21 protein-coding genes are annotated in these 20,060 nt (G+C 41.7%); 1 reads left to right on the top strand and 20 read right to left on the bottom strand.

From position 1 onward, the window contains the following. Window positions 1-10: 10 nt before the first annotated feature. From ispG to H8S51_RS09345, 12 genes are all read right to left on the bottom strand, one after another. Window positions 11-1,066, bottom strand: coding sequence for a flavodoxin-dependent (E)-4-hydroxy-3-methylbut-2-enyl-diphosphate synthase (gene ispG, locus H8S51_RS09400; RefSeq protein ID WP_186898835.1), 1,056 nt, complete (start codon window positions 1,064-1,066; stop codon window positions 11-13). 7 nt (window positions 1,067-1,073) lie between these two features. Beyond that, window positions 1,074-2,105 carry an RIP metalloprotease RseP gene (rseP, locus tag H8S51_RS09395; protein WP_186898836.1) on the bottom strand — a complete coding sequence of 344 codons (1,032 nt, stop codon included), beginning with the start codon at window positions 2,103-2,105 and terminating at the stop codon, window positions 1,074-1,076. Window positions 2,106-2,133: 28 nt separating this feature from the next. Next, a complete protein-coding gene (locus H8S51_RS09390) occupies window positions 2,134-3,279 on the bottom strand; it encodes a 1-deoxy-D-xylulose-5-phosphate reductoisomerase (RefSeq protein WP_186898837.1) in 1,146 nt (381 codons plus the stop codon). A 15-nt stretch (window positions 3,280-3,294) separates the two neighbouring features. Next, window positions 3,295-4,101 (bottom strand): phosphatidate cytidylyltransferase, encoded by an 807-nt coding sequence (locus H8S51_RS09385; RefSeq protein WP_118208918.1) that lies wholly within the window; start codon window positions 4,099-4,101, stop codon window positions 3,295-3,297. 30 nt (window positions 4,102-4,131) lie between these two features. Next, the gene (locus H8S51_RS09380) at window positions 4,132-4,845 is read right to left on the bottom strand and encodes an isoprenyl transferase (RefSeq protein WP_241070991.1); all 714 of its coding nucleotides are present in this window, start codon (window positions 4,843-4,845) and stop codon (window positions 4,132-4,134) included. Between the two features lie 112 nt (window positions 4,846-4,957). Further along, entirely contained in the window at window positions 4,958-5,512 is a 555-nt protein-coding gene (gene frr, locus H8S51_RS09375; protein WP_117920962.1) for a ribosome recycling factor, read from the bottom strand. A gap of 72 nt (window positions 5,513-5,584) precedes the next feature. Beyond that, window positions 5,585-6,280 carry a UMP kinase gene (pyrH, locus tag H8S51_RS09370; RefSeq protein WP_006858906.1) on the bottom strand — a complete coding sequence of 232 codons (696 nt, stop codon included), beginning with the start codon at window positions 6,278-6,280 and terminating at the stop codon, window positions 5,585-5,587. A 6-nt stretch (window positions 6,281-6,286) separates the two neighbouring features. Then, window positions 6,287-7,138 carry a polymer-forming cytoskeletal protein gene (locus H8S51_RS09365; RefSeq protein WP_186898839.1) on the bottom strand — a complete coding sequence of 284 codons (852 nt, stop codon included), beginning with the start codon at window positions 7,136-7,138 and terminating at the stop codon, window positions 6,287-6,289. A 24-nt stretch (window positions 7,139-7,162) separates the two neighbouring features. Then, a complete protein-coding gene (locus H8S51_RS09360; protein ID WP_186898840.1) occupies window positions 7,163-8,155 on the bottom strand; it encodes a polysaccharide deacetylase family protein in 993 nt (330 codons plus the stop codon). Between the two features lie 143 nt (window positions 8,156-8,298). Further along, window positions 8,299-9,144 (bottom strand): DUF368 domain-containing protein, encoded by an 846-nt coding sequence (locus tag H8S51_RS09355; RefSeq protein ID WP_186898841.1) that lies wholly within the window; start codon window positions 9,142-9,144, stop codon window positions 8,299-8,301. Window positions 9,145-9,163: 19 nt separating this feature from the next. Continuing rightward, window positions 9,164-10,801 carry a Na/Pi cotransporter family protein gene (locus tag H8S51_RS09350; RefSeq protein WP_186898842.1) on the bottom strand — a complete coding sequence of 546 codons (1,638 nt, stop codon included), beginning with the start codon at window positions 10,799-10,801 and terminating at the stop codon, window positions 9,164-9,166. 238 nt (window positions 10,802-11,039) lie between these two features. Further along, the gene (locus H8S51_RS09345) at window positions 11,040-12,713 is read right to left on the bottom strand and encodes an alpha-glucosidase (RefSeq protein WP_118208922.1); all 1,674 of its coding nucleotides are present in this window, start codon (window positions 12,711-12,713) and stop codon (window positions 11,040-11,042) included. 1,258 nt (window positions 12,714-13,971) lie between these two features. Here H8S51_RS09345 and H8S51_RS09340 point away from each other — a divergent pair. Further along, window positions 13,972-14,856: an AraC family transcriptional regulator gene (locus H8S51_RS09340; protein WP_118208923.1), complete on the top strand. Its 885-nt coding sequence runs from the start codon at window positions 13,972-13,974 to the stop codon at window positions 14,854-14,856. Window positions 14,857-14,938: 82 nt separating this feature from the next. Here H8S51_RS09340 and tsf read toward each other — a convergent pair whose 3' ends face one another. From tsf to H8S51_RS09300, 8 genes are all read right to left on the bottom strand, one after another. After that, window positions 14,939-15,874: a translation elongation factor Ts gene (gene tsf, locus H8S51_RS09335; protein WP_117921823.1), complete on the bottom strand. Its 936-nt coding sequence runs from the start codon at window positions 15,872-15,874 to the stop codon at window positions 14,939-14,941. 28 nt (window positions 15,875-15,902) lie between these two features. Further along, on the bottom strand, window positions 15,903-16,646 hold the full coding sequence (gene rpsB / locus H8S51_RS09330; protein ID WP_022112309.1) for a 30S ribosomal protein S2: 744 nt from the start codon (window positions 16,644-16,646) through the stop codon (window positions 15,903-15,905). Between the two features lie 236 nt (window positions 16,647-16,882). Beyond that, window positions 16,883-17,452 carry an MltG/YceG/YrrL family protein gene (locus H8S51_RS09325; protein WP_186898843.1) on the bottom strand — a complete coding sequence of 190 codons (570 nt, stop codon included), beginning with the start codon at window positions 17,450-17,452 and terminating at the stop codon, window positions 16,883-16,885. Then, window positions 17,449-18,078 carry a DUF6115 domain-containing protein gene (locus H8S51_RS09320; protein ID WP_241070990.1) on the bottom strand — a complete coding sequence of 210 codons (630 nt, stop codon included), beginning with the start codon at window positions 18,076-18,078 and terminating at the stop codon, window positions 17,449-17,451. Before H8S51_RS09320 ends, H8S51_RS09325 begins: the two co-directional genes overlap by 4 nt. Before the next feature lie 65 nt (window positions 18,079-18,143). Continuing rightward, the gene (locus tag H8S51_RS09315) at window positions 18,144-18,467 is read right to left on the bottom strand and encodes a hypothetical protein (protein ID WP_117921817.1); all 324 of its coding nucleotides are present in this window, start codon (window positions 18,465-18,467) and stop codon (window positions 18,144-18,146) included. A gap of 25 nt (window positions 18,468-18,492) precedes the next feature. Continuing rightward, window positions 18,493-19,257, bottom strand: coding sequence for a FliA/WhiG family RNA polymerase sigma factor (locus H8S51_RS09310; RefSeq protein WP_117921815.1), 765 nt, complete (start codon window positions 19,255-19,257; stop codon window positions 18,493-18,495). A gap of 20 nt (window positions 19,258-19,277) precedes the next feature. Next, window positions 19,278-19,553: a hypothetical protein gene (locus tag H8S51_RS09305; protein ID WP_117921813.1), complete on the bottom strand. Its 276-nt coding sequence runs from the start codon at window positions 19,551-19,553 to the stop codon at window positions 19,278-19,280. Window positions 19,554-19,573: 20 nt separating this feature from the next. Then, on the bottom strand, window positions 19,574-20,059 hold the full coding sequence (locus H8S51_RS09300) for a chemotaxis protein CheD (RefSeq protein ID WP_186898845.1): 486 nt from the start codon (window positions 20,057-20,059) through the stop codon (window positions 19,574-19,576). Window position 20,060: the final 1 nt, after the last annotated feature.

Here is a 20,060-nt window from a genome sequence, read left to right as displayed (position 1 = left end):
TCCAACTTACTTAATTCTCATTCCAGTGCAGCAGTTCAAACCTGAGGCTCTCTAACAGTTCAGATTCCGGTACTTTCTTGTAAACTTCCCCGTGTTTGATGATAAGCCCTTCTCCGATTCCTCCGGCAATTCCGATATCCGCTTCTTTTGCTTCTCCTGGTCCATTGACCACGCAGCCCATAACCGCAACTTTGATATCAAGCGGAATATCTGCAACCATGTTTTCGACCTGGTTGGCAAGTCCGATCAGGTCAATTCTGGTTCTTCCACAGGTAGGACAGGAAACAACCTCAATGCCGCCCTTTCTCAGTCCAAGTGTCTTTAAGATCAGCTTCGCAGATTTGATCTCTTCTAATGGATCTCCGGTCAATGACACGCGGATTGTGTCTCCGATTCCCTGAGATAAGATCAGACCAAGTCCGATTGAGGATTTGATATTGCCGCTGATGATTGTTCCTGCTTCTGTGATTCCGACATGCAGTGGATGATCCGTTTTCTCCGCGATCAGTTCATGTGCTTTCACACACATCATAACATCTGAGGATTTGATACTGATGACAAGGTTATCATATCCCATATCCTCGATCATTTTTACTTTATCTAATGCGCTCTCCACGATTCCCTCGGCGGTCACACCGTGATATTTTTCTACAAGATCTTTCTCTAGGGAACCACTGTTAACACCGACACGGATCGGGATCTGGCGCTCTCTTGCTGCATCTACGACTGCCTGCACACGCTCCCTGCTTCCGATATTTCCCGGATTGATACGGATCTTATCCGCACCATGCTCGATCGCTGCGATCGCCAGACGGTAATCAAAATGAATATCAGCCACAACCGGGATCGTTACCTGTTTTTTTATCTCTGTCAGTGCTTCTGCAGCTTCCATGGTAGGTACTGCGCATCTTATGATATCACAGCCTGCAGCAGCAAGTTTATTGATCTGTGCCACTGTCGCTGCAACATCCTCTGTCTTTGTATTTGTCATTGACTGGATCAGGATTGGATTGCCGCCTCCGATCACCTTAGAACCGATTTTTACTGTTTTTGTTTTCACTGTCATTTCACCTCTACATGAAAATTTTTCGGATATCGTTAAACATTACGACCACCATCAAAAGCATCAATAGCATAAGCCCTACAAAATGCACCATGCCCTCTTTATCCGGAGCCACCTTTTTGCCCCGGATCGCTTCAACGATCAGAAATACAAGTCTTCCACCGTCCAGTGCCGGAAGTGGCAGCAGATTCATGACACCAAGGTTTGCGGAAATTAAAATGGAAATATAGAGCATCTGTAAAAATGCCGCATAATAACCATAGGAAACACTCTCCTCATAACTGTCACCGATCGCATCGACCAGACCTACCGGACCGCTCATATCATTTAAGGTAACACCACCCGTGACAAGCATTTTCAAACTTCCAAGAGTTGTATCGATCCAGTATTTTACTTCATAACCGCTGTATAAGAAATTCTTAAAAATATTTCCTTTTTCCACTTCACCGCCGACAAAACCATAACGGTATCTGCCAAGTTCTTCATCAAATAACGGTGTCAGATCTGCCGTATATCTTTTCCCATCACGCTCATAAGTTACTTTGACAGTCTCACCGGCATGAAACATTGAGTAGGAACTGACCTCTCTGTAAAAATGAATATGTTTTCCGTTCATCTTTACAATGACATCCCCCGCCTGCATTCCTGCCTGCTCTGCTGCAAATCCCTCACTGACCTGCGTTATCTTAGGAATATCATATCCGTTGCATGAAAGAAGGATGAATGAAAAAAAGAATGCCATGATAAAATTAAAGACCGGTCCGGCAGCGACCACGCTGATCCTTGCCCATACAGACTTTTTCCCAAACGCTCTGTCATCGCTGCTTTCACCGTCCTCGCCCTCCATCATACAGGCACCGCCAAACGGAAGCAGTTTCAGGGAATATTTTGTTTCCCCCTTCGTCACACCAAAGATCGTCGGTCCGAGTCCAAGACAAAATTCATTGACACGGATTCCATTTGCCTTTGCGAGTGAAAAATGCCCCAGTTCATGAAATATAATAATGATACTAAAGATCAATAATGCAATAATAATTTTCATCCGTTTCTAATACCTTTCCATTCTGCATTTATACCCATTTCTGTTCAATATACTCATATACTGCCTGTTCTGTTTCTAATACCTCATCCAGACTCGGATCATTTTTATAAGCCACATATTCCATGCAGTCCTCAATGATTTCCGTAATCTGCGGATAACTGATCTTCCGATCTAAAAACATTGCCACCGCCCGCTCATTTGCTGCATTAAATACCGTTGGCTGGCTGCCGCCCTTTCTCATTGCATCGTAAGCTAATGCCAGACCTTTAAATGTCTTTGTATCCGGTCTCTCAAACGTCAGGCTTCCCAGTTCAAAAAGATCAAGTCTTTTACCTGACATTTTTCTGCGCTCTGGATAATAAAGTGCATACTGGATCGGCAGACGCATATCCGGTGTTCCAAGCTGTGCGATCACTGCCCCGTCCTCATACTGCACAGCAGAATGGATCACACTCTGTGGATGAACGACCACTTCAATCTGATCTAATTCCACCCCAAAAAGCCACTTTGCCTCCATAACTTCAAGTCCTTTATTGACAAGTGTGGATGAATCTATTGTTATCTTTCTTCCCATTGACCAGTTCGGATGCTTTAGGGCATCTTCCACTTTCATCCCTGCAAGATCAGCCGTACTTTTTCCACGGAATGGTCCACCGGATGCTGTCAGCAGTATCTTTTCAATACGATTGCCCGCATTTCCCTGCAGCGACTGGAAAATTGCACTGTGTTCGCTGTCCACCGGAAGGATGGGCACATGATATTCTTTTGCTAATGGAATAATAATATGCCCTGCCGTTACCAGTGTTTCTTTATTTGCAAGGGCAATTTTTTTACCTGCCTTAATTGCAGCAACTGTCGGCCGGATTCCCATCATGCCAACGATCGCAGTAACTAAAATCTCACTCTCCGGATGAACTGCCACATCGATCAGTCCCTCCATCCCTGAAACCACTTTCGTATCTGTGTCTGCTATTTTAATCTTCAGTGCTTCTGCAGCTTCTTCCTTGAACACACATACCAGTTTTGGAGAAAACTCCCTAACCTGCTGCTCTAACAATGTAATATTGCTTCCTGCTGCAAACGCAACAACCTCAATATCCCTCTGTTCTCTTACGATATCAAGTGTCTGCGTACCTATCGACCCCGTCGAACCTAAGATTGCTATTTTTTTCATATCCGTATCCTCTGTTTACAATACAATAAAATTTGCTGCAAGGAAATAAATCATCGGTGCAGTAAAGATCACACTGTCAAAGCGGTCTAAGATACCGCCATGACCCGGGATCAGCTTTCCGTAATCCTTGATCTCATAGTTTCTTTTGATTGCAGAGGCAGTCAGATCACCCACCATGGAAATCAGCGCTCCAACCGCACTGATCGCCGCCATGATCCACACATGCTGCATGGTAACACCCATCGCATTTTTAAAGATCATGCCATAAATGACAGTTAAAAGTGCAGCTCCAACTACTCCGCCAATTGCTCCCTCAACAGACTTTTTCGGACTTAATTTTGGAGACATCTTATGTTTTCCGATCAGCATGCCTACACAGTACGCACAGGTATCGCATCCCCACGAACACAAAAAGATCAGCCAGACAATATAAGCGCCTGCGTTAAGCATCCTTGTCTGGTATACATAAGAAAGCATCACAGCAACATAAAACACTCCAAAAAATACAGCCAGCATCTGCTCTGTCTTATATTTCGGATAGGTAAAGACATAAACAAACATAAGTGCCATCAGAAAACCTAAAACAACTACCATAATATCCGGCAGAAAATCCCATTTTAAATTACAGTAAAATACAGTTGCTGCAAGATAGCCCACGATTCCCGGTAATTCTTTTTCCACATGAAAAATCCTGTACAATTCGAACATCCCGATATACGAAATGAGTAATGTCGAAAAGAGTAATACATCTCCCCCTGTGATAATAAGCACCAATGCGGCTGCAACTAACACAATGCCGCTCAACAGTCTTGTTTTAAACATATACGAAAACCTGCCCTTTCCTCTTTCAGTTTATTTGGATTTCTCTGTCAATCCACCAAATCTTCTGTCTCTCTTATTATACGCTTCTACAGCTTTTTCTAATTCCTCTTTTCCAAAATCCGGCCATGGTACATCCGTGAAATAAAATTCGCTGTACGCAAGCTGCCACAACAGATAATTTGAAAGGCGCTGTTCTCCACTTGTCCGGATCAGAAGATCCGGGTCCGGAATCCCTGCTGTATCCAGATATGACGCAAACACATCCTCATTTAATTCTGATATCTGCCTTGTTCCATTCTCCATATCCTGATAAAGTTTTTTCATTGCACGGATCATTTCATCCCTGCTTCCATAATTAATAGCAATCTGTAAATTCAGGCCATCATTATTCGCAGAAGCTGCTTCCAGTTCTGTAATCTGTGCCTGGAACCGGTCACTTAAACGTGTGGTATCTCCGATCACACGCACACGCATATTATTTTTGTCTGCTGTTTTGATACAGTTCTTCAGATAACTTTCGAGAAGCTTCATGAGCGCTGCCACTTCTCCCTCAGGTCTGTTCCAGTTTTCTGTTGAGAAAGCATACAGGGTCAGATATCTGATTCCCATATCATGTGCTGCTTTGCAGACTGTTTCCACATTTTTTGCTCCGACTGTATGTCCATAATTTCTTGGCATTCCCTTACTTTTCGCCCATCTTCCGTTTCCGTCAAGGATAATTGCTACATGCTGTGGAATTTTCATTTTGATCCTCCGTTCCTGCCTACTTTTCATGAAAAATCATTTTCATTTCATAAAGCGAAAATGAGGACACGCTTTTGTCATGTCCTCACCTCTATATTCTACACAAAAATCCTTAAACTGTCAGGATCTCTTTTGTTTTTGCCTCAACAGCCTTATCGATCTCAGTGATATATTTATCAGTCATTTTCTGTGCGCCGTCCTCTAACTCTTTCACTTCGTCCTCGGACACATCTGCAGACTTACTTAACTTCTTGAAAGAATCATTGGCATCACGACGGATATTACGAATTGCAACTTTTGCACTCTCACCTTTTTTCTTAACATCCTTTGCCAGTTCTTTACGTCTTTCCTCTGTGAGTTCCGGGAAAAGAAGACGAATCACTTTTCCATCATTGGTCGGGTTGATTCCAAGATCCGATGTTAAGATTGCCTTCTCGATCTCTTTTACCATGGATGCTTCCCACGGCTGGATCTGAATCATTCTCGGTTCCGGGACATTAACGTTTGCCACCTGCTGGATTGCTGTCGGTGTTCCGTAATAGTCAACTCTTAACTTGTCAAGGACATGCGGATTAGCACGTCCGGCACGGATGCTTCCAAACTCCTCAGACAGGTTATTCATTGTTTTCTGCATTTTTTCATCAAACTGAACTAATCTTTCATCCATATATTTTTCCATACCTTTCGCGGTTTTTATTGCAATAGAATGTATATTCTGTAAACATTCTGCTGTCATGAATTATACGGTTACTTTCGTACCATTAAAATCGCCTGTCATTGCCTTTACAATGCTGTTTTCCTCGTTCAGTCCAAAAACAAACATCGGCATTTTATTTTCCATACACATGATCGATGCAGTAAGGTCAACCACTGCAAGTTTGCGGTCAATAACCTCCTGTATAGATACCTCGCTGTATTTTACAGCGGAAGGATTGATCTTTGGATCGCTGTCATAAACACCATCAATTGCTTTTGCAAGGTAGATTCCCTCTGCCTCCATCTCGATCGCACGGAGCACAATGCCTGTGTCCGTTGAAAAATACGGATGTCCGGTTCCTCCTGCAAAAAATACGACCATTCCTTTTTCAAAATACTTATTTGCACGGTCTTTTGAAAACAGTTTTGTCATGCTTCCACACTCAAATGGTGTCAGGATCTGTGTTTTCATTCCAACGGAACGGAAAATTTCAGAAACATAGATACAGTTCATAACTGTCGCAAGCATTCCTATCTGATCCGCCTTTGTACGATCAATGGTTTCACTGGTTCTTCCTCTCCAGAAATTACCTCCGCCGATCACGATGCCGACCTGAATGCCCTGATCTGTAATCTGTTTTACCTGTCGCGCCACTTCTGTAACAGTCGGCTCGTCAAATCCGGTATGTTTTTCACCAGCTAAAGCTTCACCGCTTAATTTTAAGAATACTCTCTTCATATTCGATTACTCGTTTCCTTTCTGAGCATTACCATTGAACAGGCTCTGTACATCCACGTCAGAGTAGCACTGTGAACAGAATCCCTCGATTACTGCGCCGTTGTTGATCTGTACAGAACGGGATTTGATGTTACCCATAACAACTGCGGATGTGTCTACAACAACCGGTCCCTGTACATCGATATCACCTTTGATAGCTCCTGCGATCACTGCGGAAGTGGAAGTTACATTACCGATGATAACAGAACCAAGACCGATTTTAACGGTTCCTGTGCTGACAACCTCTCCCTCGATCTTTGCTGCATCTGCAAAAAACTCAGACGCACTGCTGTTTCCATTTACGACACCAGTTACAACTAATTTGCCGTTACATCCTACATTTCCTTCTACCTGTCCTCTTACATCTAAAGAACCGTTTGATACAATGTCACCTTTGATGATTGTTCCCTCTGTGATTACAGATACCTCATCAGATACCGGTGCGCTCTGGTTATTAGTTGCAGGTGCTGTTGTATTGTCAGCCATTTTTCTTTCCTCCTGGGTTGCTTTTGTAATATTTGAAACTGTTTCATTTTTTTCTGTTACAGGTGCTGCTGTTTTTTCCGGCTGTACACTTGCATGCTGTGCTGCCATTTCTGCGGCACTTCTTGCTACGGCTGCTTTCTCAGCTTCCTGCTTTGTCACCTGTTCTAACAGACCATCCAGCTTGGAAAGTTCTGTCTCAACATCCACTTCGCCTTCTAACGTATTAACCTCAACGTCATCTTCGTTCGTGCTGGTTTCCAGGTTGTCATCTGCAGGCATCAGTTCATTGACTGCCTGTGAGAAGTCATCTTTAAAATCCTTGAAAAATCCCATGTTCATTCCTCCATTTATTCTCAGTTATTCCACTGTGTCTGCTTTCACATACTGAATAACCTGTGTATCTTCATCAATCGGTAATATTTGTGCGCCCATTCCCTCTAAAGCCTCAATCAAAGGTCCTAAAGCTTCTACCGTTGCTGACTTATCTTTCCCGTCATGCAGCAAAACCACCGACGTTTTATATTTTACTACATCATCTGTCACATTTTCAACTATTTCCTCAGATGTATACACAGTTGAAGCGCCATCTCCAGCCGATACATTCCAGTCGTAATAGACAATTCCCTGCGTATTAAGATAATGGATAAAATAATCCATCGGCACATTACTGATGAGATTATTGCTTCCTCCCGGAAAACGATAATAAAAGCTGTCCACTCCTGTGGTCTGCTTTAAGAAATTCTTCAGTGTCATATAATCCTGCTCAAACGCTTCCTCTGACTGATAGATCACACTATACTGATTTGAATAAGAATTCATGCCAAGAGTATGCCCCTCATCTACAATCCTTTTATAAACAGGAATCATTTCTTCATCCTGGCTTCCATTCACAAAGAAAGTAGCTTTCACACCATATTCTTCTAATACATCTAAAATCTCAGACGTATGTTCAGACGGTACATTATCAAATGTTAAGTATACCTTATGTAAATCTCCGTCCGATGCCATATTATCTTCATCGGATATTCCTGTAGCCGGAGGTGTTACTTTATCCCAGGTCATCTCCGTCTGCATAATTTCCGTATCTTCTGTTTCCTCTGCTATCACACCGCCACTCAGCTTTGCGGCAGCGCCTGCATTGACCTGATCTGTATTCTGTTCGCTGCTGCTTGTCACCAGCCGGTCTATCTTATGTTCCAGTGACACCATCTTAAAAAATAATGCCACGATCAGAATCATGGAAAGAACAATCCATCCTGCTACGATCAAGATAATACCGTTTCGGATCTTCGCAATCCTTTTTCTGCGTTTCCGCTGGTGATTCAGCATTTCTGAATCTTTATCCTGCATACAATACCCCCAAGGTAATCGTTAGTACCTATCTATTGTAACACATTTTTTTATTTTTCAAATAAAAAAGCGCAAAAAAATTGATTAATTTTTCCGCACTTTTTTTGTTATTGTCTGATTATTTTTATTTATCTTCTACTATTTTATTTTCCAAGCATATTTGCAATAAAAAAACCGCCAATAAAAAGTAATATTCCCAGCAAAAGCTGTCCAATCCCAATGGAAACAATATTCATTCCCGAAAGAACTGCGATCGGTGATGAAATGACCAGTCCCATAATCGCAAAATAAGTTCTTCTCTCCTGTTTTTTCAGGAGATATTCCACGAGTTTTGAAACAAGAAATATTCCCAGCACTACACCAATGCCAAACGGAATGAGAACTGCCGCACACGAAAACAGCACTTCCCACCTTAATCCCGGCAATGCAGCCAGGAATTCACTGATCCTGTTTATGACCGGCGTATAGTACCCAAGAGACATCAAAAGCATTGATCCACTGACACCTGGAATGACCATGGTCGCTGCAGCTACTGTTCCGACCAGAAATAAGGACATACTGCTCTGTATACCGGGTTCTAAAGAAACATCTGTTCCCTGTTTCCAAAACTGCATCCATACGACCAGTCCAAAGAACAGTAAAAACAGCAATATCTCCGAAACCGAAGCACGTTTTCCCATTACTTTTGGCAATAAAAGTGGTACTCCGCCAAAGATCAGACCAATAAATAACATTGCTGTCTCAAACGGAAATTCCAGAAAAAAATATCCGATCACAAACGACAATCCACCGATCCCACACAGCATCCCAACTGCATATGGCAGTAAAAACCTGACACTCCTCCAAAAATGTTTAGGCATTTCCGTCACAGCAGAGATCACATCCCCGTATATTCCCATGGAAACCATCATAGTTCCTCCACTGACACCCGGAATGATATTTGCAACACCGATTGCGATTCCCCGCAATACATCTTTTAAAAATGACATAATATTCCTCCAACTTCTGTTATTCTGCCAACCTTACTTCTGTCATCTCTTGTGCAATATTTAATGCATGATCTCCGATTCTCTCAAAATCAGTGAGCATCTCTGTATAGAGAACACTCCCTTCACCCGATGCCGTTCCTTCCTGTATCCGGTGCATCATACGATTTCTATAATCCTCTGTCATGTCATCCATCTTTTGTTCGAGTGCTGAGACACGACTTAATTCGTCGAGTGCCTCCATATTTTCATTTAAAAGCAGCGTCAAAAGTTCCTCGCAGGTCTGCTGCATCTGCAAAATTTCTTCCTTTACTTCTTTTGAAAATCTGACATCTTTTTCCTTCAGCCACTCAGAATATCCGCAAATATTCATTGCATGATCACTGATTCTTTCTATGTTGCTGGTCACTTTGAAATAGGCACTTAATATCCTGCTTCCCTGCGTATTTGTCTCATGTGCCATGTTTTTGGATATGTACTTTGAAATCTCTCGGTTTAAAAAATCCACGTACTCCTCTTTTTCTTCCACTTTCGGAATAAATCCATCATCACAGTTTAAAAATGCCGTAAAACTGTCAGAAACATTTTTCTTTGCGATCTCAAGCATTCTCGCTATCTCTTTGTGTGTCAGTTCGAAATTGATTGCTGATACGCCGATTTTCCCTTCCGTCACCGGTTTTGTATTTTTTAAATACTTTAAATACATTCCCTCCTCCGGCTCGTCCACATCCGGCAGAATCTTTTCTGCCAGTTTTGCCAGAAGATTTCCCGCCGGAAGCAATAATATTGTTGTTACAATATTAAACAGCGTATGCATATTTGCGATCTGCGCTGCCGGATTTGCAGGTGTAAGTCCTCCTACCCAGGAAGTCAGTGGCGTCAGCATACAGAGTATCGTAAAGACTGCTGTTCCTATGATATTAAATGAAAGATGGATGATCGTCGTCCGCTTAGCATTCCGGCCTGTTCCAATCGACGCTAACACTGCTGTAATACAGGTACCGATATTTTGTCCAAACAGCACATACACTGCTCCAGAAAAAGAAATCGCCCCACTTGCCGCAAGAGCCTGAAGGATTCCAACCGACGCTGATGAGGACTGGATCAATGCTGTAAAAACTGCACCTGCTAAAATTCCAAGCAGAGGATTGGAAAATTTTGTCATCATATCAATGAACGCTTTGGAATCCCGAAGCGGCATCATTGCTGTGCTCATCATTTCCATTCCAATAAAAAGAACACCAAGCCCTGCTAAAATACCTCCTATGTTTTTTACTTTTGGCTGTTTCAGAAAAACAACCAGCACAACACCTAAAAACGCAATAAACGGTGCGATCGCCCCGGCATCAAGTGCGATCAGCTGTCCTGTAATGGTCGTACCGATATTAGCACCCATGATCACTCCGACTGCCTGCCGCAATGTCATCATGCCGGAATTAACAAAACCTACGACCATAACTGTTGTTGCGGAGGATGACTGTATGATCGCAGTGATCACTGCTCCTACTAAAACACCTAAATACCGGTTCGTTGTCAGCCGCTCTAAGATCTGTTTCATCTTATTTCCGGCAGCAGCCTCCATCCCCTGGCTCATCATGTTCATTCCATACAGAAAAAGCGCCAGTCCTCCTAATAATGATGCAAATTCTTTTGCTCCCATTTTATCCCTCTTTTTTTAGTTATTACGGCATTTTCCGTTTTTCCTGCAAACACGTCATTGCCGCTTTTTACACACTCTTTTAACATATCAGACGTATTTTTTACCGTCAACCGGGATATCGGATTCTTAACGCTTCCTGTATTTTTTTTATGAAGTTTTTGTCAATTCTATGTAATGCCTGCATCTGCCAAATGTCATTATATTTGTTCCAGAAAGATGCTGTTTATTATATGCCTGCTTACAGAAAAAGTACTGCTGTCTCAAGACTCTCCAGCATAATCTTCTCACCCGGCAGAGTTTTTCTACCTGTATTTGACAGCAAAATTTCTTTTACCTCTCCCGGCAGCATCAACTCTGCCGCATCTTTTCCGTAATTTGCGATTACAAGTATTTTCTGTCCGTTTTCTTCTCCAATACGCATAAATCCAAATATTGTATCCGTATCTTCATAAACTGGTACTACTCTTCCATAAACAAAAGTTTCTTTAAATTCCGGTGATTTGCGCAGTGCGATCAGCTTTTTATAATAGGAAAGTACTGAGTCCTCCCGTCCTTCCTGCTCACGGACATTGATTTCTTTATAATTTGGATTCATTGCAAGCCAAGGCACATGTACACTAAAGCCTCCTTTTTCATCTGCACTCCACTGCATTGGTGTACGCGCATTGTCCCTGCTGTTTTCATAGCAGCATGCCAATGCTTCTTCTTTCGTACATCCTGCCTCGATTGCAACCTGATACTGATCTTTTGTACTGATATCATCATATTCTGAAATATCGTTTCTATGACAGTTTGTCATACCGATTTCCTGTCCCTGATAAATAAACGGGATTCCCCGAAGCAGGATTGAAGTTGTGGCAAGCATTTTTTTGCCCATTTCATTCTGCGCATAATCCGGAAGGTAACGGCTTGCACCTCTCGGTTCATCATGATTTTCAATGATGTTTGCCTTAAACCCAATGCCCTCCATCTCTTTCTGGGAAGCAAACAAAATTTCTCGCCAGCGTTTAAAATCTATCTTTTTGCTGTCATACCATCCATGCTCACCATAGGTCAGTTCATGTGCAGAGAAATCAAACATGCTTGAGAAATGACCATCATCCCCGACAAACTCCCTTAATTCGTCCTCTTTCATATTAAATACTTCACCAACTGTAAAAGCGTCGTATTTCTCGAAAGTCTCATGTTTCATCTCCTCTAAAAATTCTCCGACGCCGTCTGTCTCTTCTACCATCTTCACACATGACACCAGACCATCATCCCCATCCGGTTCATAGGAAGGAAAACTTGTATCTTTCTTGATATTAATGATCGCATCAATACGGAATCCACCAAGTCCCTTATCTAACCACCAGTTGATCATCTTATATATCTTATCCCGTACTTCTTTGTTTTCCCAGTTCCAGTCCGGCTGTTCCTTAGCAAACATATGCAGATAGTATTTATCCGATCCCGGCACCGGCTCCCATGCCTTTCCACCAAAATAAGAACGATAATTGCTTGGTTCTTTTCCATCTTTTCCCTTTACAAAATAAAAATAATCTGCATAAGGTCCGTCCGGATCAGCTAAAGCCGCCTTAAAATATTCATGTTCACTCGAACAATGGTTTACCACCAGATCCATAACAATGTACATGTCACGCTTTTTTGCTTCGGCAAGCAGCTCGTCAAATTCTTCCATAGTTCCAAATTCTTCTGCAATCTTATAGTAATCAGATATATCATATCCCTGGTCAATAAACGGTGATTTATAAATCGGAGAAAGCCAGATGATATCAATGCCAAGTTCTTTTAAATAATCCAGTTTTGAGATAATTCCTCTCAGATCACCAATTCCGTCTCCGTTTGTATCCAGAAAACTCTTTGGATAGATCTGATATGCTACCTTGTCATGCCACCATTTTCTTTTCATTTTTTTCCTCCTGACACATTTTATTTCAATATTCTTTTTATATTTTTTGCATAATTCTGTTTTCTTTTTCAGCTGATGTAAATATTATATTTGATTTTTATTCGTTTTTCTTGCATTATGGTTGGATAATATTGTACAATACTGCTATCATAGCTACCCAACAAATGTTGGTTTGTTTATGAAATAAATCGCCCGTCCCAATGGTGTGTCGCAGGTTTGTGAGTGGCATCTTGCGCAAAGCCGGAGTAATTTTTGTTCCGTTGTACGAAAATAAGAAAAGTCTAAGTGTGTCTGAGTTAGATTTTTTCGGAGTGACGTGACCGGCGTTCAACGAGCCATCCGTGGCTCGTGAAGCCTTGTTCTGCCATCCGTGGCAGAACATCACTGTGTATCTGCAGACACACTAAGATTTTCTAATTTTCTCCCAAAGTCACAAAATCAGCTCCGGCTTTGCGCAAGATGCCAGTCTTCAGGTTGTGAACACCATTTGGGTGGGCGGTTCATCTCAAAATCGGGGGGCGTAAGTGCGGATTTTTGATATTCGCACGAATGGAAATATGCTTAAAATCCTAAGGTGTTGTATCATTGATATTCAGCCTAATGACTTTCCAGAATTTCCATCTGCTACATTGTACTACATGAATTGTTTCGTAAATTGTCAGACCAATAACACAAAATATTCTTCAAATGTGTATGGCAATAAACATGAGCATAGTGGAATATATTGAGTTTTTTGCCAGCGTTATCAAACAAATAATAAATTATTGAATATAGTTATTTAGAAATATTTTTTAATCAGATTCAGACACAAAACACTAAAAATTTACGCACCCCCAAGGTTGTAAAATGAGTTCTCCGGCGAAGGGTGGTTCACAACTTAGTGGCTGGCAAATCGCATTAAGCCGGGACCTGTTTTGTGACTTTGGGAGAAAATTAGTCAATCTTAGACTGCCTGTCCGCAATACAGTGTTGTGCTGCCACGGACGGCAGCACAAGTCTTAATGTGCCCGGATGGCACATTTAAGACGCACACGTCACTCCGCCACAACCTGAACCAGGCAGCCTTAGATTGTCTTATTTTCGGACAACGGAAACAAAACAGTCCCGGCTTGATGCAATTTGCCAATCGAAAACCCCCGAAACCACCCTACACAGGGCAACTCATGCTTGGATATATTGTGTATTTTCAGGTAGTAAAAAAGCTGGCAGCAGATTCGCATATACAGACCAAAATCTGCACCGGCAGAATGGAGTTTTTATGGCAATCAGTTTATCTTTAGACCAAAAAGAAAAAGCAAAACACGGTGAACAGCTCTTTCCTCTGCAATGCTATGTCACAAACCTGTCTGCCACCTGTCCGGCAGTCACTGCGCACTGGCACGATGAGGCTGAGTTTACAATGATTACAAACGGAGGCTGTACCTATCAGATACAGCTTTGTCCCTATTCTGCAGATGTGGGAGATCTTATATTTGTACCACCTTTAGTCCTTCATTCTATCCACGCTGACACAGATCCGGTAATGACTTCCGAAACATATGTTTTTCATATGAATTATCTTGGCATGGGAAACGCGGATATCTGTGCAGTCAAATATCTCGCGCCGCTTGCAATGCAAAAATTAATTCCTCCTTATATCATAAAAAAAGAACATCCCATCTATGGAGACGCCCTGTCGATTTTTCAAAGGCTTAGTCAGCTTTATCATAGTAAATCCATTGGTTATGAACTGAAGATCAAGTCTCTCCTTTTAGAACTGATCGCTCTGCTGCTTCCTTTCTGTCAGGAAGATTCTGCATTTTCCCAGCTTTCCAATGAACACACCAGCAAACTGAAAGCCGTGTTAGAATTCATTGAACAGCATTATGCTGAGCCCTTATCAATCGCCGATCTCGCATCCATCTGCTGTTTCAGCGAATACCATTTCATGCGTTTTTTCAAAAAATATATGGGAGAATCTGCCATGGAGTATGTACGGAATATCCGACTGGAAAAAGCGGCAGAGCTATTCGAACAGGGTGCGGAATCCTCTCTTGAGGTCTCACTCTCCTGTGGATTTAATAATTTATCCTATTTTCATCGGGAATTTAAAAAGAAATATGGAATGACACCAGGAACTTTCCAGCGGAAGATCAATATTTAGAGTCAAAAATAACCCTTATAAATGATGTCTGCATCATTCATAAGGGTTATCAATATGTTCAGGAACTTAGCACAATATCAAATTAAGCATTCATCTGAGCTGCAACTTCTGCTGCAAAATCTTCCTGTTTCTTCTCAAGACCTTCACCAGTCTCAAAACGAACAAATCTCTTAACTTTTACAGTACATCCAGCTGCTTTAGAAACCTCTTCAAGGTATTTAGCAACGGTCTGTTTTCCATCCTCAGCTTTTACGTATACCTGATCTACTAAGCATACTTCTTTTAACTCTTTGCTGATACGTCCTTCGATCATACCGTTGATAACTTTCTCCGGTTTCTGGGACTCTTTCGGATCGTTCATGATCTGAGCCAAAAGAATTTCTTTCTCATGTGCGATATAATCAGCACTTACTTCGTCTCTGGAAACGTATTTTGGATTTAAAGCTGCGATCTGCATTGCAATGTTAACCATAGCCTCTTTTACAGCATCATTAACAACATCAGTATCAGCGTCTACGATAACACCGATTCTTCCGCCGCCATGTACATAAGAAACTACGCAGCCATGCTCTGCAACAACTTTCTCAAATCTACGGATCTTTAAGTTCTCTCCGATTACAGCTACTTTCTCTACTAATGCATCGTTAACAGTCTTAGAAGCATCCTCGTTCCATGCCTCTGCCATAAATGCATCCATATCTTTTGCATCAGAGTTTACAGCCTGAGTTGCTACTGCTTTTACGAAATTCTGGAATGTCTCATTCTTAGCAACGAAATCAGTCTCAGAGTTAACTTCAACAACTGCTGCTGTTGTATCATCTTTTACAACAACGGTGCAAAGACCCTCTGCTGCGATTCTGCTTGCTTTCTTCTCAGCCTTAGCCTGTCCGTTCTTTCTTAAGAACTCAACAGCCTCGTCCATATTTCCGTTAGTCTCGTTTAATGCTTTTTTACAATCCATCATACCTGCGCCAGTCATCTCACGCAGTTCTTTTACCATAGCTGCTGTAATAGCCATTTTTCAATCCTCCAAAATTAATTTGTTCTTATGCTTCCTCTACTGCTTCGTCAGCTGCTGCAGACTCTGCCTCTTCTGCAGTCATCTCTGCACCCTGATTAGCCTCGATAACAGCATCTGCCATCTTAGATACGATTAATTTAACGGCTCTGATAGCATCATCATTACCCGGAATTACATAATCTAACTCTTCCGGATCACAGTTTGTATCAGCGATACCAATTAATTTGATTCCTAATGTATGAGCTTCCTGGATACAGATTCTTTCTTTCTTAGGATCTACAACGAAGATTGCATCCGGGATCTTTTTCATTTCCTTGATACCACCAAGGTTTTTCTCTAATTTCTCCCACTCTTTTTTCAGTGCGATAACTTCTTTCTTTGGTAATACTTCGAAAGTACCATCTGTTGCCATTGTCTCGATCTCTTTTAATCTTGCAATACGGCTCTGGATAGTTCTGAAGTTGGTCAGCATACCACCTAACCATCTCTCATTTACATAGAACATTCCGCAACGCTCTGCCTCAGTCTTGATTGCATCCTGAGCCTGCTTCTTTGTTCCTACGAAAAGAATTGTGCCACCTGCTGCTGCGATATCAGATACTGCTTTGTAAGCCTCATCTACTTTACCAACGGATTTCTGTAAATCAATGATATAGATTCCGTTTCTCTCTGTGTAGATGTATGGAGCCATTTTAGGGTTCCATCTTCTTGTCTGATGTCCAAAGTGAACACCTGCCTCTAATAACTGTTTCATTGAAATAACGCTCATGTTTCTACCTCCTGGTTTTTGTTGTTATAAAAAGCTGTGCGTCAGGCTTTTTATAAGTTGCTTCCATGTGTTTCATTCTTTCAGACGACCATCTGGCACCAGCCTGTCAGTCCACACATGTGTTTGTTTGGAATATTCTTTTTTATTCCGTCATAACCTTGCAAATTATAACATACGCCCCAACCAGAATCAAGTACTTTTTTCTGATTGGAGCGTATTTTTTATTTTATTCTATTTTATTGCTGCTGTTCCATCGGTCCGGCTTTTAAAATATTTGTAATTTCTTCATAAGATGCGTGATACGGAATCTGGTAGGTTCCAGCACTGATAAAGGAAGCATAACCAACTTCACTCAAATATTTGCGTAACCCTTCCGAATCATCGATCACACCATTGGCAGCAAGATTCTCACACATTGTTCTGCATACATCTCCACGGTTTACAACAAGCGTAAACGGTTCCTGCTGTGCTGGTTCTTCACTTTCTGCATTCTCTGTATCTTCTGACGGCGCATCCTGCTGTGTTTCTTCTGTTGCCTGCTCTTTTGGCACTTCTGTCTGCTGCTGTGCTTCTTCTGCTGCCACCTGCTGTTCATTTTTCTGCTGTGTTTCTTCCGGTTCTGTGGTTTCTGTCTCTGCAGCGACTACACTGTCCTGTTCCGGCATGATCATACCAAGCTGGGATGCCTTTTCAATGATCTGTGCATCTGTCATTTTAGGTTTCTGCATTGAAAAGCAGCTTACAAGAATAATTGTTGTGACAATGATACCTATACCAAGTCCTCTTAAATAATATTTTAGCTTCACGAATCTGTATCCCCTTTATAAAGTCCAAGTACAAGATTAACCTCTCCGAGTCCTACTCCTAGTGCTTTTGCAATCTCAACACTCTGCATTCCCTTTTTGCGCATTTCAAGAATCTTACCCGTGTGGTTTTCCTCTGTATCAGGATTTTCTTTCTTTTTTACGACTGGGATTTTCTGTTCTTTTGTTTCCACTTTTTCTTCTACGGACTCAGGCTTCGCCACAGGAACTGGCTCCGGTGCTTTTTTCTTTGCCAACCCATCCTGTATACTCTTGACATTTGCTGCGATCTTCTGCAGATCAGTAGCAAGACCTGTCAGCTCTGCATGTTTGTCATTCAGCATATTATAAAGAAACATGATCTCATTATGGGTTTTATTCATGTTTTCCATGACTGTATCTGAATATTCACTGATGGCCATGATCTTTTCATTTGTTTCTTTTTCCAGTGCACGCTCCACTTGTTCCGAAGAAGCATCGATCTGTGTCTGAATTGCCTCCTCTACTTTACTGCTGGCATCTGACAGAGCACCGTCAATGATTCTGCCCAATTCGTCCTTACTTAACTCTGCAATCTTATTTAATTCGGATGGAGATAAGCGTTCCGTGATAAAAAAACTTCCAACCATAAAAACAACCCCCGTCAGAAGCAAAAAAAATACTATTCCCGTCATATCAACTATTACGCCTTTCGTTATATTTTGACATCAAAGCTGGTCCTGCGTTCCTTAACATGAACACTTCCTTCATCCTCTTCTGACTGACCATGCTTTTTTTTCTTTTTCCCACTACCGTTATAACTGTTATTTCCTTTTTCCCGGGCATCATATCGAAATTCCTGATTATCCTTCTGTTCCGGGTCCTGTACTTTGTGGGACAAATCAGATTCCTGTTTTTCCTGCCTTACCTCAATGTTATACTGATCTACGATCGGTCTGCTGTCCTCCGCATGCTTAATGTTGCCAATGTCCTGCGTTCGTTGTATCATTCCACTCAAATCAACTGGTCTTATCGACATAACATATCACCTCCGGACTCTTCTGTCAGTCAATCAGTATTCCCATATAGTTTCCCATCTTTTTACGCATTTTTAACAATGCCTTGGTATGAAGCTGCGAAACCCTCGATTCCGAGACTTCAAGGATGCTGCTTATTTCCTTTAACGTCAGATCCTCATAATAATATAATAAAATAACTTTTTTCTCTTTTTCTGTCAAAAGCTCCAGTGACTCCATCAGAACTTTTTTCAGTTCTTCTTCCTGAACAGACTCCTCGGGTTGGATGAAATGTGAATTATTTTTTGCATCCATCACAGGTTCTCCGCCCTGCTCCACAAATTCATTCAGTGAGATAACATTTGTGACATTTAACTGCGTCTGCCAGTCATTTAATTCTTCCTCACCGATTCCTAATTCTTTTGCTATTTCTTCATCCGAAGCATTTTGCCCTGTCTTAGTTTCGATCTGCTTGATCGCTTCCTCGATCTTCTTGCGTTTCTGCCGCACCGTCCGTGGAATCCAATCCATTTTTCTTATCTGATCCAATATGGATCCACGTATTCTTAAACTTGCATACGTCTCGAACTTTACATCTTTTCCACGATCAAATTTATCTATTGCGTCTATCAGTCCAAATATACCATAGCTAACCAGATCTTCATACTCTACGTTATATCCGAGATACATGCTAAGCCGTCCTGCCACAACCCGCACCAGTGGAGCATACTCGATAATAATTTTCTCCCGCAGCTCCGCGGAAGGATTTTTCCGATATTCCTCCCAGAGCTTTTCTTTTTCTACCGTTTTCATATGAAGCCCCCACGTTTCAGTTATTCGTCATCCTGTTCATCGCTTTCCTGCTCCGGTTCTGCCTGATCTTCTGACTCTGCCGGAGTTTCTTCACCATCCGTGGTTTCCTCTTCCATATCCTTAAAATTTTTATCAATCAACAGTTTTACAATCCCGCCAATAATATAAAACACAATTAAGACAACCAGCAGCATTTTTACAAATCTGCCGGTTTCCATATGTCCCGCCATTCCCGCAATACAGGCAACCAGTCCTGCCACAAGCATAACGATAGCTGGTATCGGCTTTGTTTTCATAATGCATCCATGCCTTTCTATCAGATAATCTTTAAAGGTTTGCCTACTGATTTGATATAAAACTCGCCTGTATCACAATGAAGTTCAACAGTACGACCATAATTAAGTCCTGTATCTTCTGCAACAAGCCTGATTCCAAGCTGCTTTAATTTTGCTTTTGCCGCCTCTGCATTTCGCGCACCAATATTACCAACATCTGACAAACCACTCACTTCAAACATTTTTGCACCGCCTGCAATTTTAGCGATCAATCTGCCCTTATTTGCTCCTGCCGCAATTACACGGCGTAATAATTCATCAATCCCTGTATCTGCAAACTTTGCGATATTGCTGTTATTTCTGACTTTTGTACTGTCCGGGAGCATATAATGAACCATTCCCCCAACTTTTGATACCGGATCATAAAATACCAGTCCAATGCACGAACCCAATCCCAAAGTTGTAATAACATCAGGGGCTTTACATACATTCAAATCTGCCATGCCCACTTTTATTACTTCGCTCATA

Source organism: Roseburia rectibacter (assembly GCF_014287515.2).
Taxonomy (GTDB): domain Bacteria; phylum Bacillota; class Clostridia; order Lachnospirales; family Lachnospiraceae; genus Roseburia; species Roseburia rectibacter.
The sequence above is the reverse complement of the archived record's forward strand: the minus strand, read 5'-3'. Positions and strand labels throughout refer to the sequence as shown.